Source organism: Streptomyces marokkonensis, assembly GCF_008312835.1.
In the GTDB taxonomy this organism is placed as follows: domain Bacteria; phylum Actinomycetota; class Actinomycetes; order Streptomycetales; family Streptomycetaceae; genus Streptomyces; species Streptomyces marokkonensis_A.
In genome coordinates this window covers 1-14,831 of sequence record NZ_VSKS01000029.1, presented here as the reverse complement: position 1 = coordinate 14,831, position 14,831 = coordinate 1, and the positions used below count along the sequence as shown (strand labels likewise).

Sequence of the window (14,831 nt, the reverse complement as noted above, 5' to 3'; positions counted from 1 at the left end):
CGCTCGACGACAGTCATTACTCTCCGAAGGAGCGAGCGACGATGCCCGAACTGAGGTCCCGCACAGTCACCCACGGCCGCAACATGGCGGGCGCCCGCGCCCTGATGCGCGCCTCCGGTGTACCCGGTGCGGACATCGGGCGGAAGCCGATCATCGCGGTCGCCAACAGCTTCACGGAGTTCGTCCCCGGCCACACCCACCTCGCCCCGGTCGGCCGGATCGTCAGCGAGGCGGTGACCGCGGCCGGCGGCATCCCGCGCGAGTTCAACACCATCGCCGTCGACGACGGCATCGCCATGGGCCACGGCGGCATGCTGTACTCCCTGCCCTCCCGCGACCTGATCGCGGACAGCGTGGAGTACATGGTCGAGGCACACCGCGCGGACGCCCTGATCTGCATCTCCAACTGCGACAAGATCACCCCGGGCATGCTCAACGCGGCCCTGCGGCTGAACATCCCCGCGGTCTTCGTCTCCGGGGGCCCGATGGAGTCCGGCCGCGCCACCCTGGTGGACGGCACGGTCCGCACGCTGGACCTGGTCGACGCCATGGTCGAGGCGGCCAACGACAAGGTCTCCGACGCGGACGTCCTGCGCATCGAGGAGAACGCCTGTCCGACCTGTGGCTCCTGTTCCGGCATGTTCACCGCCAACTCGATGAACTGCCTCACCGAGGCCATCGGCCTCTCCCTCCCCGGGAACGGCTCGGTCCTGGCCACCCACACCGCCCGCAAGGCGCTCTACGAGAACGCCGCGCAGACGGTCATGGACCTGACCCGCCGCTACTACGAGCAGGACGACGACTCGGTCCTGCCCCGCAACATCGCCACCGCCTCGGCCTTCGAGAACGCCATGGCGCTCGACATCGCGATGGGCGGCTCCACCAACACGATCCTGCACCTGCTGGCCGCGGCCCAGGAGGCGGAGGTGCCCTTCGGCCTCACCGAGATGGACGCCCTCTCGCGCCGCGTCCCCTGCCTGGCCAAGGTCGCCCCCAACGTCGCCAAGGACCGCACCTACTACATGGAGGACGTGCACCGCGCGGGCGGCATCCCCGCGCTGCTGGGCGAACTGCACCGCGCGGGACTCCTCAACGAGGACGTCCACTCCGTCCACAGCCCGTCCCTGGCGGACTGGCTCAAGACCTGGGACATCCGCGGCGGCTCCCCCTCGCGGGAGGCGGTCGAGCTGTGGCACGCCGCGCCCGGATGCGTGAGGTCGGCGGAGGCCTTCTCCCAGTCCGAGCGCTGGGACTCCCTGGACGAGGACGCCGAGGGCGGCTGCATCCGCTCCGCCGAGCACGCCTACTCCGAGGACGGCGGCCTCGCCGTCCTGCGCGGCAACCTCGCGGTCGACGGCTGCGTGGTCAAGACGGCCGGCGTCGACGAGTCCATCTGGACCTTCGAGGGCCCGGCGGTCGTCTGCGAGTCGCAGGAGGAGGCCGTCCAGAAGATCCTCACCCAGCAGGTCAAGGAGGGCGACGTGGTCGTCATCCGCTACGAGGGTCCCAAGGGCGGCCCCGGCATGCAGGAGATGCTCTACCCGACGTCGTACCTGAAGAGCCGCGGCCTCGGAAAGGCCTGCGCCCTGATCACCGACGGCCGCTTCTCCGGCGGTACCTCCGGCCTGTCCATCGGCCACGCCTCCCCGGAGGCGGCCTCCGGCGGCACCATCGCCCTCGTCGAGGACGGCGACCGCATCCGCATCGACATCCCGAACCGCTCGATCGAGCTGCTGGTCGACGAGGCGGAACTGGCCCGCCGCGAGCAGGCCCTGAACGGCCGGTACGCCCCGAGGAACCGCGACCGCAAGGTCTCGGCGGCGCTGAAGGCGTACGCCGCGATGGCGACGAGCGCGGACAAGGGCGCGGTGCGGGACGTCAGCAAGCTGGGCTGACCGCCCGTCGGGGTCACCAGCCCGCCGGATCGCTCCCCGTCACGCCGAACACGGTCCCGTCGGGCGCGCCCGCGTAGACGTGGCCGCCCGCGAGCACGGGCGCGGGCAGCGCGGCGGGGACACGGTCGGAGCCGGCGCCGAGCCGCGGCCGGGTCTGCCCGAGGAGCTTCCCCCGGCGGGCGTCGACGCCCAGCAGCCGCCCGTCGGGCGCGGTGACGTACACGCGCCGTCCGTCGGAGACGGGCTCCGAGCCCCGGCTCACGCCCGTCTCCAGCCGCCACCGCTGCTTCCCCGCCGCCATGTCGACGGCCACCAGCGATCCGCCCGCACCCATGAGGTGGACGGTGTCCCCGTGCACTCCGGCCTGCGCCTGCGCGACCGGCACGGGCAGCGTCACCCGGCGGGTGTCCCCGGTGCCGGGCGTGTAGCGGAGCACGGCCGTCGCGTCCCCGTACACCTCGCCGCCGGCGACGAGGTACACGGCCCCGTCCGCCGCTCCCACGGGTGTCAGTGACCCCTCCAGCTCCGCGTCCCACCGCACGTCGCCCGTCGCCGGATCCACCGCGGTGACCCGGGTCCCGCTCCCGTCCCCGGACGGACTCGTCGCGTACGCCGCCGGCTCCCCGCGCTCCCCGGCGAACGAGGAGAAGTACGGCACGGCCTGCCCGGGAATCCGGCGTGACCACCTGGTCTCGCCCGAGGCGGCGTCCACGCCCGTGACCGTCCCGTCGGCGCGGGTCAGCAGGAGCATGCCGCCGACCGCCCGCACTCCGTCGTACCGGGGCGCGTCCTGCCGCCACACCGGCTCGCCCGTGGCCGGGTCGAGCGCCTCCAGGTCACCGATCCGGTCGAGGGAGGGCTGGACGAGGCCACCCGACACGACCGGCGGTTCGCTCCGGGTGGTCCCCTCGACCCCGTGCCGCCACAGCGTGCGGCCGTCGGCCGGATCGAGGGCGAGGACCGAACCGGGCAGCGCGCACAGCAGCCGACGCGTTCCGTACGAGCACTGGGGCATGCCGCCGCCCTCGGGGACGGGCTCCGCCTCCCACACGCCGAAGCCGCCCGGCGTGCTCTGTGCGGCGGTGGTCCTCCGTGCCGGTTCCGTGCCGCCGGACACCTGAAGCGCCGTGAGCCCGCCGAGCACGGCGAGGCAGAGCACCCCGGCCACCAGAAGAGTGCGCCTGCCGAGACGCCGCGCGGGTGCGTCCGCCGAAGGCTCCGGCGCGCTCTCCTCCCGCGGCTCCCGCGTCCGCTGCGCCGGTACGAACACCTGCGTGTCGTACGCCGCCGCCACCGACCGCAGCTCCCGCATCAGCTCGTCCGGCGTGGGCCGGTCGTCGGGCTCCTTGGCGAGACACCGCAGCACCAGCGGCGCGAGCGACTCCGGGACGCCGGTCAGGTCGGGCTCGTCGTGCACGACCTGGTAGGCGACGACGTACGGGCTGTCGGAGTCGAACGGACCGCGCCCCGTCGTCGCGTGCACCATGAGCGAGCCGAGGGCGAACACGTCGGCCGCGGGGCCCACCTCGCGGGGCCGGCGGAACTGCTCGGGCGCCATGAACGGCGGCGTACCGATCAACTTCCCCGTCTCGGTCCGCAGTTCGCTGTCCCTTGGCCGGGAAATGCCGAAGTCGATGACCTTCGGCCCGTCCTCGGCGAGCAGGACGTTGCTCGGCTTCAGGTCCCGGTGCACGACCCCGACCCGGTGGATGTCACGCAGCGCCTCCGCGAGCCCGGCCATCAGCCGGCGCGCCTGGTCCGGGTCCAGGGGTCCGTTCCGCTTGACCCGCTCGGAGAGCGTAGGACCGGGGATGTACAGGGTGGCCATCCACGGTCGCCCGCCCTCCGGATCGGCGTCCACGACCGGCGCCGTGAACGCCCCGCTCACCCGCCGCGCCGCCGCCACCTCCTGCCGGAACCGCCCCCTGAACTCGGGGTCCATGGCGTACCGGGCGTGCACCACCTTCACCGCGACCCGCATCCCGGAGGTACTCCGGGCCAGATGCACGACGCCCATGCCACCCGAGCCCAGACAGGACTCCAGACGGTAGTGACCGGCGTACTCCGGAAGTTCCGCTTCCGCGCCCGCTCCGATGTTCCGCTGCGGCGCCATGGAACCACCCCCGTGCTGTTCGTCCGCGCGCGCGACGCTCGGAGCCTAGTCGATGGCGCGTGCGGGACCGAGGCGGCTTGCCCGCCTCCGCGTGCGAGTGGCGAACTGGTGTTTCATGGCTTGTTCCAGGGGAATCAACGTGACCCCACGACAGTCGTGGGGTGCGACGGGGGAGGTTTTTTCATGTCTGTCGACCAGAACCGGGAGATCGCGGGCGGGGACGAGAAGGGGGCCACGGAGGCGATCACCACGGCGGCCGCGGCCGCGGTCTCCTACCCGGTGGCGCCGGGCTACCGGCTCAACGTCCGCAGCGGTCCCGGCACCGGCTACCCGGTCGTGCGGGTCCTGGCCGAGGGCGCCTGGGTCTCGATCCACTGCCAGACGCCGGGCACCTGGGTGTCGGGCCCGTACGGCACCTCGAACATCTGGGACAACATCGGCAGCGGCCAGTACGTCTCCGACGCGTACGTCCGCACCGGCAGCGACGGGTACGTCGCCTCCCGCTGCTCTTGACCTCCCTCCGCCGGGAAGACGCCGGCGGAGGGAGGCCGGCCCGGGTTCACCGGTCGGCGGTCCCGTCCGCGGTCCCGGGGAGCGCGAGCATCACGAGCGCCGCCACGACATAGAGCACCGCGGAGACGACGAGGACGATGCCGAGCGCGTGACCGTAGTCGGCCACACCCGGTGTGCCGGTCGCCGACCCGGTGACGGCGGTGAAGAAGACCGTCCCCAGAGCGGCGATGCCGATGGCGGCGCCGATCTGGTTGACGGTGGAGAGCACACCGCCCGCGGCGCCCGCGCTGCGTCCGGGGACGCCGGCGAGGACAACGCCGACGAGGACGGGGGCGGCAAGACCGAGCCCCAGGCCGCCGATGAGAAGGGCGAGGGCGAGCGGCCAGTATCCGGGATCGTCGCCGTCCCTGACGACCACCCACAGGACGCACTGGGACGCGGCGATGGTGAGTGAGCCGGTGATCAGCAAGGCTCTCCCGGCCCTGGTGGCGAGAGCGACTCCGAGTCCTGAGGTGATGATCGAGCCGAACGCGTAGGGCAGGATCACCAGGCCGGTCTCCCAGGCGCTGCGGCCGGTACCGACCTGGAGGTAGACCGACAGCGTGAGGAAGAACGCCCCGAGGCCGCCGAAGAAGAGCACGGACGCGCCCAGGCCGACCGAGAAGGCGCGGATGCGGAGCAGATCCGGATCGAAGACGGGTTCGCTCCCGCGTCCGGTCAGGCGGCGCTCGTGGGCGAGGAAGAGCGCCAGCACGATGACGCCGGCGGCGAGGAGGGCGTAACTGGCAGCGCTCCATCCCCAGGTCTCGGTCTGGATGATCGGGAGCAGCAGGAGGAGGATGCCCGAGGCCGAGAGCAGCGCGCCCAGGAGGTCCAGCCGCGCGGTCGAGGCGGAGCGGGATTCCGGCAGGGCCTTCGCGCCGATGACGAGCGCCAGGACCGAGACGGGCACGTTGATCCAGAAGATCGTGCGCCATCCCAGTCCGAACAGGTCGGCATCGACGAGCAGTCCGCCCAGCAGCGGCCCCGCGACCGAGGCGAGACCCTGGACGGCCCCATAGGCGCCGAACGCCTTGGCCCGCTCGCCGGGAGCGAACGAGGCCCGGATGATTCCGAACACCTGCGGGACCATGATGCCCGCCGTCAGTCCCTGCACGGCGCGCATGCCGATGAGCATTCCCGGACCGGTGGCCAGCGCACAGAGTGCGGAGGTGAGCATGAACCCGGCCAGCCCGACCATGAACAGGCGCTTGCGGCCGTACTGGTCACCGAGCCGTCCGCCGGTGATCAGGCCCGCACCCAGGGCCAGGACGTAGGCGGCGATCATCCACTGGATCTGGGCGGCGCCGGCCCCCAGGTCCTGGGCGATCGCAGGGGCCGCGACGGTCACGATGGTCGCGTCGAGAAGGTCCAGGAAGGAGCCGAAGAGCACCACCAGGAGCGCCGTGCCCGCGCTTGCGCCGGAGACGAGCGGTGAGGAGGTGACGGGTGCGTGTGCCCCCTCCTGACGGATTCGTGAAGCGGTCATGGCGGCCACGTTGACAGCTATAGTTGCCGTCGAGTGACCGCAATGGCGGAGGGGAACGAGCGATGGCTGCCACCTCCGCGCGGACGCTGAGGCTCCTGTCGATCTTCGGGACCGGCGCGGCCCTGACCGCCGAGCAGCTCGCCGCCAGACTTGGGACGTCCGTGCGGACCGTACGACGCGACATCGACACGCTCAGGGAGCTCGGGTACGAGATCGAGGCCGTGCGCGGGGTGGGCGGAGGCTACCGGCTCGGCCGCTCCACCCGGCTGCCGCCTGTCGTCTTCGACGAGGACCAGGCCGTCGCGGTGGCCGTCGCTCTCCAGACCGCCCCCACCCTCCTGTCCGGCATCCGCGAGAACGCGGCCCGCGCCCTCACCACGCTGCGGCAGGCGATGCCCGCCCGCAGCCGCATCCACACCGAGGCGTTCACCGTCTCCGCCGCACGCAACTACTGGGAGTTCCCCGCACCGCCCATCGACGCCGGGGCCATCGGCGTCATCGGTGGCGCGATCCACCGACGGCACGTCCTCCGCGTGGACTGCACGGGCGAGGACGAACCGACGACGCTCACCCTGGAACCGCACGACCTCGTCGTGTGGGCGGCACGGTGGTACCTCGTCGCGTTCGAACCGGACGCGGACCGATGGCGCGCGCTGCGCGTCGACCGCCTCGCACCACGCGCGTCCACGGGGAGGACCTTCGACCGCCGCGACGTCCCGCACGGCGATCCGGTCGCATTCGTCATGGGCACGCACGACCGCGGCGACACCCCGGCGGAATGGCCCTGCCGCGGCTCCGCGGTCCTCGCACTGCCCGCACCCGTCGTCGCCCGGTTCGCCCCCGGCGGATCGACGGTCGAGCACGTCACCGACTCCAGCTGCCGGCTCACACTCGGCGCCTGGTCGTGGGCCGGCCTGGCAGGCCTGCTCCTGACGTTCGACGCCGACGTCACGGACATCGAGCCGGCCGAACTCAGGCAGGCACTGCACTCCTTGCGCACCCGCATCGACGAAGGACTGGGACCCGCCAGGTGAGTTCCACGTTCCGGTGAACTCCGGGGATTCGCCGGTGACGGTACCCGTGCTTCCCGGCGTGGCTTTCGCCGGGCGTGATCCGACGGGGCACGACCGGCTGTTGTCGGTGCTGAGCCGACGCCGTCGACCGGGCCCCGGGGCTTCACCCGGAGCCGCAGGGCCGCGACGGCCCGCGGCGGGGGAGGGGGGACCCGCGTGCGCATGCGGGGGAGGAGACACAATCGACCCGTGAGCGCAGCAGAGAACGACACGAACGGCACGCCCGCCGGCCCCCGGCCCGAACCCATCCGCTTCTTCGGCACGACCTGGGTCGACCACTCCGGCGGCTACACCGGCCGCCGCATCGGCGTCGCCGTCGGCTCCCTCGCCGCCGCGGCGGCCGCCTGCTTCGTGCTGCGCATCGCCTACGACGGGCTCCGGATCGCCGACGTCGGCAGCTTCGTCTCGCTGCTCATGGTCGTGATGTTCGCGATCTGCAGCGCGCTCGCCTTCCGCCACACCTGGTCCGCCTTCGCCACCCGCCCAGACCCCGACCGCCAGGCCTCCCTGCGCGGCCTGCTGGCCATCGGCTTCGTCGGCTCCCTCCTCGCCTACTTCCTCCGCACCTTCACCGAGGCGCCGGGAGAGAAGCTCCGCCGCGCCGAGTACGAGAAGGCCCGCGAGGACTACGAGAAGCGCACCACCCGCCGCTCGGGCAACCCGTCGAAGAAGCGCCGCCGCTCCTGACCCACCGGAAACCGCGGCCACCATGGCCGTATGACGACACCGAGTGCCGATGAGGCCGCCCACGCCGCCCGGGCCCACTCCTTCAACGCCGCGGCCGCCCAGTACGCCGCCCACCGCCCCTCCTACCCGCCCGCGCTCTTCGACGCGATCGAGGAGCTGACCGGCCGTCCCCTCGCCGGCTCCCGGGTCGTGGACGTCGGTGCCGGCACGGGCATCGCGACCGCCCGCCTGCACGCGCGCGGCGCCGACGTGATCGCCGTCGAACCCGGCGACGGCATGGCGGCCGAGTTCCGCCGAGCCCTCCCCGGGGTGCCGGTCGTCCGGGGCAGCGGCAACGCCCTCCCCCTGACCGGCCACTGCGCCGACCTGCTCACCTACGCCCAGGCCTGGCACTGGACCGACCCCGCCCGCGCCGTCCCGGAGGCGGTTCGGGTCCTGCGCCCGGGCGGCGCGCTCGCCCTGTGGTGGAACACCGACGCGCTCGACGTGCCGTGGATCGCGGAGGCGGCCGAGCGGACCGACCGCCACTTCGGCCTCGACCTCTCCGCCGAGAAGCGCAACCTCGGCGCCCGCGTCGCCGACCCCACCGGCCGTCTCGGCTTCCTCCGGCGCGACATCCGCTGGAGCCGCCGTGTCCCCCTCGACACCCACCTGGCCAACATCGGCAGCCACTCGGTCTTCCTGACCCAGGAAGCGGAACGCAGCGCGGCCTACCTGGCCGAGGAGCGGCGCCACGTCCTGGACGTCTTCCCGGACGGGATCGTCGAGGAGACCTACGACGTCGTCCTCCTCCTCGCGACCACACCTTCGACCACGGCGGCTTGACGCCTCCCGCGACGCGGAGGAGTATTCATCACATGATGAATTACTCCTCCCGCCCACCGGAGGAACCGGCCGTCCGCGCCCAGGACCTCACCGTCGTCCGAGGCCCCCGCACCGTCCTGCGCGGCCTCGACTTCACCGTTCCGCGCGGTCAGGTCACCGGCCTCCTCGGCCCCTCCGGCTGCGGCAAGTCGACCCTGATGCGGGCCGTCGTCGGCACCCAGGCCAAGGTCACCGGCACACTCGACGTCCTCGGCAGCCCCGCCGGCCACCCCACCCTGCGCACCCGCATCGGCTACGTCACCCAGGCCCCCTCCATCTACGACGACCTCAGCGTCCGCCAGAACCTCGACTACTTCGCCGCGATCGCGGACCCCGGCCGCGCGGCCGCCGACCGCCGCCACGAGAACGTCACCCGGGCCATCGCCGACGTCGACCTCACCACCCACACCGACGTCCTCGCCGGCAACCTCTCCGGCGGCCAGCGCAGCCGCGTCTCCCTCGCCGTGGCCCTCCTCGGCACTCCCGAACTCCTGGTCCTCGACGAACCCACCGTCGGCCTCGACCCCGTCCTGCGCCGCGACCTCTGGCAGCTCTTCCACGCCATCGCCGCCGAACGCGGCGCGACTCTGCTGATCTCCTCCCACGTCATGGACGAGGCCGAGCGCTGCCACCGTCTCCTGCTCATGCGCGCCGGCGAGATCCTCGCCGACGACACCCCCGACGCCCTCCGCACCCGCACCGGCTCCGAGACCGTCGAGGACGCCTTCCTCCACCTGGTCGACGAGGCGACCGCGGCAGGCGGTACGAAGGAGACCACCCGATGAGCACCACCCACCCCGCGACGTCCGCACCCGCCCCGCCCGGCGCCCTGAACCTCTCCCGCACCACCGCCACCGCGGCCCGGGTCCTGCGCCAGCTCCGCCACGACCCGCGCACCATCGCGCTGATGCTCCTGGTCCCCTGCGTGATGCTGGTGCTGCTCCGCTACGTCTTCGACGGCAGCGCGCGCGTCTTCGACAACATCGGCGCATCACTCCTCGGGATCTTCCCGCTCATCACGATGTTCCTGGTCACCTCGATCGCCACCCTGCGCGAACGCACCTCCGGCACGCTGGAACGCCTCCTCGCCATGCCCCTCGGCAAGGGCGACCTCATCGCCGGCTACGCCCTCGCCTTCGGCACCCTGGCGATCGTCCAGTCCGCCCTCGCCACCGGCCTCGCCGTCTGGTTCCTGGGCCTCGACGTCATCGGCAGCCCCTGGCTGCTCCTGCTGGTGGCCCTGCTCGACGCGCTCCTCGGCACGGCCCTCGGCCTCTTCGTCTCTGCCTTCGCGGCCTCGGAGTTCCAGGCGGTCCAGTTCATGCCGGCGGTGATCTTCCCCCAGCTCCTCCTCTGCGGCCTGTTCACCGCACGCGAGAACATGCACCCCGTCCTCGAGGCCATTTCCGACGTGCTGCCCATGTCCTACGCCGTCGACGGCATGAACGAGGTCATGCGGCACACCGACATGACGACGGCCTTCGTCCGCGACGTCGGGATCGTCGCGGGCTGCGCGGTGCTGGTTCTCGCCCTGGGTGCGGCCACTTTGAAACGCCGGACGGTGTGATCGGCCCGTCCGGGGATGCCCCCTCCGGGGGAGTCCGAGGGACGAGGCCCGTCCAGGGCCGAGAGGGGGTCCGGGGGCGCGCAGCCTCCGGGGACGGGACGGAAAGGGCGGCGGGCCGAGAAACCCCGCGACGGCGCCCCACCGGCGACGTCCCGCCCACCGGACGCCCCACCCCCACCGGCCCCCGGGATGCGAGGATGACGAGGGACGACCCACCCCCGGAGGGCACCAACAGCCATGACCCAGAAAGTCGCAGTCCTCGGCACCGGCAAGATCGGCGAAGCCCTGCTCAGCGGAATGATCCGCGCCGGCTGGGCCCCCGCCGACCTCCTGGTCACCGCCCGCCGCCAGGAACGGGCCGACGAACTCCGCACCCGCTACGGAGTCACCCCGGTCTCCAACCAGGAAGCCGCCAAGACCGCCGACACCCTGATCCTCACGGTCAAACCCCAGGACATGGGCACCCTCCTCGACGAACTCGCCCCGCACGTCCCCGCCGACCGCCTGGTCATCAGCGGCGCCGCGGGCATCCCGACGTCCTACTTCGAGGAACGCCTCGCCACCGGCACCCCGGTCGTCCGTGTCATGACCAACACGCCCGCCCTCGTCGACGAGGCCATGTCCGTCATCTCCGCCGGAAGCCACGCCACCGCCGACCACCTCGCCCACGCCGAGGAGATCTTCGGCGCCGTGGGCAAGACGCTCCGCGTCCCCGAGTCCCAGCAGGACGCCTGCACCGCCCTCTCCGGCTCGGGCCCGGCCTACTTCTTCTACCTGGTCGAGGCCATGACCGACGCCGGCATCCTGCTCGGCCTGCCCCGCGACAAGGCCCACGACCTGATCGTCCAGTCCGCCATCGGCGCCGCGACGATGCTCCGCGACAGCGGCGAACACCCCGTCAAGCTCCGCGAGAACGTGACGTCCCCCGCGGGCACCACCATCAACGCCATCCGCGAACTCGAGAACCACGGTGTGCGGGCCGCCCTCATCGCCGCCCTCGAAGCCGCACGCGACCGCAGCCGCGAACTCGCGAGCGGCACCAAGGACTGACCCCCCGTCCGGCCGAGGGCGCCCTCCACGTGCCTTGACGCCGCGTGAGCGGAGAGATTGAAATCCGTGCTCATGTCAAGAACGTGAAGGAAGAGGGGCACTCCGTGTGCCGGGTGCGGTGCCGGTGCACTGCAGCCGGCCGTTGACGTACAGCCGGGTCTCGTCGGCCGGTGCGTCGTACACCGCGGTGAGACGGGTCCGCACCTTCCCGCCTCCGCCCCGCCCCCCGCCAGGGGCGGGGCTCACTTCGCCGCGGTCAGGACGTCCTCCGTCGTCACCACCGCCGCAAACCCGCCCCCGTGCAGCGACACGGCCGACGCACGCGCCAGCTCGTCCGCGCTCTGCCGCCAGCCGAAGGGCCCCTCCAGACCGAAGGTGTACGTCGCGTCGAACGCGACCACGACCTCGTACCCGAGGTTCCCGCCCATCCGCGCTGTCGTCTCGACGCACATGTTCGTCTGGATCCCGGCCAGCACGACCTGCGAGATCCCCGCCTCCCGGAGCCAGGCACCCAGGTCCGGCGTCCCGAGGAACGCCGAGTTCACCCTCTTGGTGACCAGCAACTCGGCCCCGCTCCCCTTCCCCCGCCGCCGCTCCACGTACTCCTTGAACCCGTTGCCCCCGTACCCCGTCCGCAACGGCGACCCCGGCTTGACCGAGTCGTGCCGCACGAAGACGACCGGCCGACCGGTCGACTGCCACACGTCGATGAGGGCGGCGATGTTGTCGTCCGCCGCCGGGTTGTTCCGCGTCCCCCAGAAGTCGACCTCTTCGAACCCCTGCTGCACGTCCACGACCACCAGTGCTGCGTTCTGCGCGATGTCCATGCACACGATCGTGCCGCCCGGCAGCAGCGGCTCCCAGAGGTCCGAAAGTCAGCGATCGATGGTTTACTGCCACGCATGGCAGCCCCCTACCGCGTGGCCCTCGTCGCCTTTCCCGGCATCCGCGCCTTCGACGTCTCCGTCATCACCGAGGTCTGGGGCCCCGACCGCACCGACCGCGGCGCGCCCGCCTTCGACCTGCGCCGCGTCGCCACCGACTCCACCCCCGTCCCCATGCGCGGCGGCCTCACCCTTCTCCCCGACCGCCCCCTCACCTGGCTGACCGGCGCCGACCTCGTCCTCGTCCCCGGACTCGACGACCACCTCACCCCCGCACCACCCCCCGTCCTCGACGCCCTCCGCCACGCCCACGCCCGCGGCACCCCCATCGCCGCCCTGTGCGGCGGCGCCTTCACCCTCGCCCAGGCCGGCCTGCTCGACGGCCGCCGCGCCATCACCCACTGGAACCTGATCGACCTCTTCCGCGCGCACCACCCCCACGTCACCGTCGTCCCCGATGCCCTGTTCATCGAGGACGACAACATCTGGACCGCGGCCGGCACCGCCGCCGGCATCGACCTCTGCCTCCATCTGATCCGCCTCGCCCACGGAGCCGAAGCCGCCGCGACCATCGCCCGCTCCATGGTCACCGCCCCCTTCCGCACCGGAACCCAGGCGCAGTTCATCGAGCACCCCACCCCGCGCACCGACCGCGACGCCGACGCCCTCGCCTCCGTGCGCGAGCACGCCCTGCGCCACCTCCACGAACCGCTCACCGTCGCCGACCTGGCCGCCCACGCCGGCATGTCCGCGCGCACCTTCGCCCGCCACTTCAACGCGGCCACCGGGACCACGCCGCTGCGCTGGCTCCTCGACCAGCGCATCGCCGCGGCCCAGCGCCTCCTCGAACGCACCGACCTCCCCATGCCCGAGATCGCCCGCCGGGCGGGCTTCGGCAGCGAGGTCACCATGCGCCAGCACTTCGCATCGCGCCTCGCCACCAGCCCTCGCGCCTACCGTGCCGCGTTCAGCACGGGCACCGCGGTATCCGAGCCCGCCGGCAACAAGCCGATCGCCCGGTAAGCGGCATCCACGGTCGGCCGAGCCATACCCCGCGCCCGCTCCGCACCATCCCGCAGCACCTCCTCCACGAAGCCAGGATCCGCGCACAACTCCTTGTGCCTCTCCCGCACGGGCCTCAGGACCTCGATCACGGCCTCCGCCGTGTCCCTCTTCAAAGCGCCGTACGACTCATATACACCGCCCAGCGCCTCCGGGTTCCCGCCCGAGCAGGCCGCGAGGATCTCCAGCAGATTCGCCACCCCCGGCCGGGCCTCCCTGTCGTACACGACCTCCCGCCCGCTGTCGGTCACCGCCCGCATGATCTTCTTCCGCACCACGTCCGGCTCGTCCAGCAGATAGACGATCCCCGGCCCCGTGTCGTCGCTCTTGCCCATCTTCGACAGGGGGTCATGCAGGTTCATCACTCGCGCCCCCACCGCCGGATGGGTGGCCCGCGGCACGACGAAGGTGTGCCCGTACCGCTGGTTGAACCGCACGGCGAGATCCCGCGTCAGCTCCACGTGCTGTGCCTGGTCGTCCCCGACCGGCACCTCGTCCGCCCCGTACGCCAGGATGTCCGCCGCCATCAGGACGGGATACGTCAGCAGGGACAGCCGCACGCTCCCGCCCCGCCGCTGCTCCCGGACCGACTTCTCCTTGTACTGGATCATCCGGCGCATCTCGCCGTCCGTGGCCACGCACTCCAGCACGTACGACAGCCGCGCGTGCTCGTCCACATGGCTCTGCACGAACACCGTGCAGAGCCGCGGATCAAGCCCGGAGGCCAGCAGCAACGTCGCGGACTGCCGGCTCAGCCTGCACACCCGCGCGGGATCGTGGTCCACGGTCAGCGCATGCAGATCCACCACGCAGAACAGCGCGTCGGACTGGTGCTGGTCGACCGCGGCCCACCGCCGCATGGCTCCCAGGTAGTTCCCCAGCGTCAGATGCCCGGTCGGCTTGACCCCACTGAAGACCCGTGTCATCTCTTCTCCCTGCTCCTGGCCGAGGCCGCCGTCCCCGGCCGGCCGCCCCTCGGAGTCCTGGAGGGAGAAAGCAAAACGGCCGCCGAGGCGGCGGCCGTTGAGTGCGCACGTAGCGTCGGCCGCCGTCAGGCGGCCCACCAGAACTGGCGGTACGTACGCGTCGTCATGGGGGCAAGACTACGCCCCGGGGACGGGGCGGGGCAGCGAGTTGACACACCTCGACGGGATCCGTACTGTTCTCCGAGTTGTCCGACGTGAGCGCCGACTCCGGTCGGTCCCCGGACAGCCATTCCGCAAGTACCACTACTGATCGACGTCAGAAGTCTGTCTGCTGGCGCGTCATTGGCATGCGTATTCGCGAAATGAGGAATCCGCACCCGAAAGGGAGCAGGAGCCCGATTAGGTCGGGAGCCGGGAATCCGCTAAAGTCTCACTCGTCGGAACGGCCCAACGGCCGGGAAGACAAACCCCGCTGACTGGGGGTCAGGTCGAGAAAAGGATCTGATAGAGTCGGAAACACCGAAGGGAAGCGCCCGGAGGAAAGCCCGGAAGGGTGAGTACGAAGGAAGCGTCCGTTCCTTGAGAACTCAACAGCGTGCCAAAAGTCAACGCCAGATATGTTGATACCCCGTCCATCCGGTCAATCGGATGGTCGAGGTTCCTTTGAAA

The 14,831-nt window shown here is 71.9% G+C and carries 14 protein-coding genes; 9 read left to right on the top strand and 5 right to left on the bottom strand.

The window, feature by feature from the left end; translation table 11 throughout:
• The first annotated feature begins 41 nt into the window (after positions 1-41).
• Positions 42-1,895, top strand: a complete 1,854-nt coding sequence (ilvD, locus tag F1615_RS32865) for a dihydroxy-acid dehydratase (RefSeq protein WP_149552699.1) — start codon at positions 42-44, stop codon at positions 1,893-1,895.
• Between the two features lie 13 nt (positions 1,896-1,908).
• Here the strand turns inward: ilvD and F1615_RS32860 are convergent, their stop codons facing one another.
• Positions 1,909-4,008 carry a serine/threonine-protein kinase gene (locus F1615_RS32860; protein ID WP_149552698.1) on the bottom strand — a complete coding sequence of 700 codons (2,100 nt, stop codon included), beginning with the start codon at positions 4,006-4,008 and terminating at the stop codon, positions 1,909-1,911.
• Positions 4,009-4,191: 183 nt separating this feature from the next.
• Here F1615_RS32860 and F1615_RS32855 point away from each other — a divergent pair, with 183 nt between their 5' ends.
• A complete protein-coding gene (locus F1615_RS32855) occupies positions 4,192-4,521 on the top strand; it encodes an SH3 domain-containing protein (protein ID WP_149552697.1) in 330 nt (109 codons plus the stop codon).
• A gap of 46 nt (positions 4,522-4,567) precedes the next feature.
• Here F1615_RS32855 and F1615_RS32850 read toward each other — a convergent pair whose 3' ends face one another.
• On the bottom strand, positions 4,568-6,049 hold the full coding sequence (locus F1615_RS32850) for an MFS transporter (RefSeq protein WP_149552696.1): 1,482 nt from the start codon (positions 6,047-6,049) through the stop codon (positions 4,568-4,570).
• A gap of 62 nt (positions 6,050-6,111) precedes the next feature.
• On the opposite strand from F1615_RS32850, the gene F1615_RS32845 reads away from it, so the two are divergent.
• The 6 genes from F1615_RS32845 (at position 6,112) to proC (ending at position 11,290) form a co-directional block, all read left to right on the top strand.
• Positions 6,112-7,083: a helix-turn-helix transcriptional regulator gene (locus tag F1615_RS32845; RefSeq protein WP_149552695.1), complete on the top strand. Its 972-nt coding sequence runs from the start codon at positions 6,112-6,114 to the stop codon at positions 7,081-7,083.
• A 201-nt stretch (positions 7,084-7,284) separates the two neighbouring features.
• On the top strand, positions 7,285-7,809 hold the full coding sequence (locus tag F1615_RS32840; RefSeq protein ID WP_149552694.1) for an EamA/RhaT family transporter: 525 nt from the start codon (positions 7,285-7,287) through the stop codon (positions 7,807-7,809).
• A 30-nt stretch (positions 7,810-7,839) separates the two neighbouring features.
• Positions 7,840-8,634, top strand: a complete 795-nt coding sequence (locus F1615_RS32835; RefSeq protein ID WP_149552693.1) for a class I SAM-dependent methyltransferase — start codon at positions 7,840-7,842, stop codon at positions 8,632-8,634.
• Positions 8,635-8,666: 32 nt separating this feature from the next.
• Positions 8,667-9,458 carry an ABC transporter ATP-binding protein gene (locus tag F1615_RS32830; RefSeq protein WP_149552692.1) on the top strand — a complete coding sequence of 264 codons (792 nt, stop codon included), beginning with the start codon at positions 8,667-8,669 and terminating at the stop codon, positions 9,456-9,458.
• A complete protein-coding gene (locus F1615_RS32825) occupies positions 9,455-10,240 on the top strand; it encodes an ABC transporter permease (RefSeq protein ID WP_149552691.1) in 786 nt (261 codons plus the stop codon). The genes F1615_RS32830 and F1615_RS32825 overlap by 4 nt, the downstream gene beginning before the upstream one ends.
• Positions 10,241-10,477: 237 nt before the next feature.
• Complete coding sequence (gene proC, locus F1615_RS32820; protein ID WP_149552690.1) at positions 10,478-11,290, top strand: pyrroline-5-carboxylate reductase; 813 nt, start codon at positions 10,478-10,480, stop codon at positions 11,288-11,290.
• Positions 11,291-11,532: 242 nt separating this feature from the next.
• On the opposite strand, the gene F1615_RS32815 is transcribed toward proC, so the two are convergent.
• Entirely contained in the window at positions 11,533-12,117 is a 585-nt protein-coding gene (locus F1615_RS32815) for a cysteine hydrolase family protein (RefSeq protein WP_149552689.1), read from the bottom strand.
• 75 nt (positions 12,118-12,192) lie between these two features.
• On the opposite strand from F1615_RS32815, the gene F1615_RS32810 reads away from it, so the two are divergent.
• Entirely contained in the window at positions 12,193-13,197 is a 1,005-nt protein-coding gene (locus tag F1615_RS32810; RefSeq protein ID WP_149552688.1) for a GlxA family transcriptional regulator, read from the top strand.
• On the opposite strand, the gene trpS is transcribed toward F1615_RS32810, so the two are convergent.
• Both trpS and F1615_RS36025 read right to left on the bottom strand, forming a co-directional pair.
• Positions 13,128-14,162 (bottom strand): tryptophan--tRNA ligase, encoded by a 1,035-nt coding sequence (trpS, locus tag F1615_RS32805; RefSeq protein ID WP_149552687.1) that lies wholly within the window; start codon positions 14,160-14,162, stop codon positions 13,128-13,130. The genes F1615_RS32810 and trpS overlap by 70 nt on opposite strands.
• A 483-nt stretch (positions 14,163-14,645) precedes the next feature.
• A partial coding sequence (locus tag F1615_RS36025) for a hypothetical protein (protein ID WP_208818465.1) occupies positions 14,646-14,831 on the bottom strand: 186 nt, incomplete at its 5' end.

Excerpts from the sequence above, each read along its gene's own strand:
- ilvD (WP_149552699.1), top strand. The coding sequence starts at position 42 with ATGCCCGAACTGAGGTCCCGCACAGTCACCCACGGCCGCAACATGGCG.
- F1615_RS32860 (WP_149552698.1), bottom strand. The coding sequence starts at position 4,008 with ATGGCGCCGCAGCGGAACATCGGAGCGGGCGCGGAAGCGGAACTTCCG.
- F1615_RS32855 (WP_149552697.1), top strand. The coding sequence starts at position 4,192 with ATGTCTGTCGACCAGAACCGGGAGATCGCGGGCGGGGACGAGAAGGGG.
- F1615_RS32850 (WP_149552696.1), bottom strand. The coding sequence starts at position 6,049 with ATGACCGCTTCACGAATCCGTCAGGAGGGGGCACACGCACCCGTCACC.
- F1615_RS32845 (WP_149552695.1), top strand. The coding sequence starts at position 6,112 with ATGGCTGCCACCTCCGCGCGGACGCTGAGGCTCCTGTCGATCTTCGGG.
- F1615_RS32840 (WP_149552694.1), top strand. The coding sequence starts at position 7,285 with ATGCGGGGGAGGAGACACAATCGACCCGTGAGCGCAGCAGAGAACGAC.
- F1615_RS32835 (WP_149552693.1), top strand. The coding sequence starts at position 7,840 with ATGACGACACCGAGTGCCGATGAGGCCGCCCACGCCGCCCGGGCCCAC.
- F1615_RS32830 (WP_149552692.1), top strand. The coding sequence starts at position 8,667 with ATGATGAATTACTCCTCCCGCCCACCGGAGGAACCGGCCGTCCGCGCC.
- F1615_RS32825 (WP_149552691.1), top strand. The coding sequence starts at position 9,455 with ATGAGCACCACCCACCCCGCGACGTCCGCACCCGCCCCGCCCGGCGCC.
- proC (WP_149552690.1), top strand. The coding sequence starts at position 10,478 with ATGACCCAGAAAGTCGCAGTCCTCGGCACCGGCAAGATCGGCGAAGCC.
- F1615_RS32815 (WP_149552689.1), bottom strand. The coding sequence starts at position 12,117 with ATGGACATCGCGCAGAACGCAGCACTGGTGGTCGTGGACGTGCAGCAG.
- F1615_RS32810 (WP_149552688.1), top strand. The coding sequence starts at position 12,193 with ATGGCAGCCCCCTACCGCGTGGCCCTCGTCGCCTTTCCCGGCATCCGC.
- trpS (WP_149552687.1), bottom strand. The coding sequence starts at position 14,162 with ATGACACGGGTCTTCAGTGGGGTCAAGCCGACCGGGCATCTGACGCTG.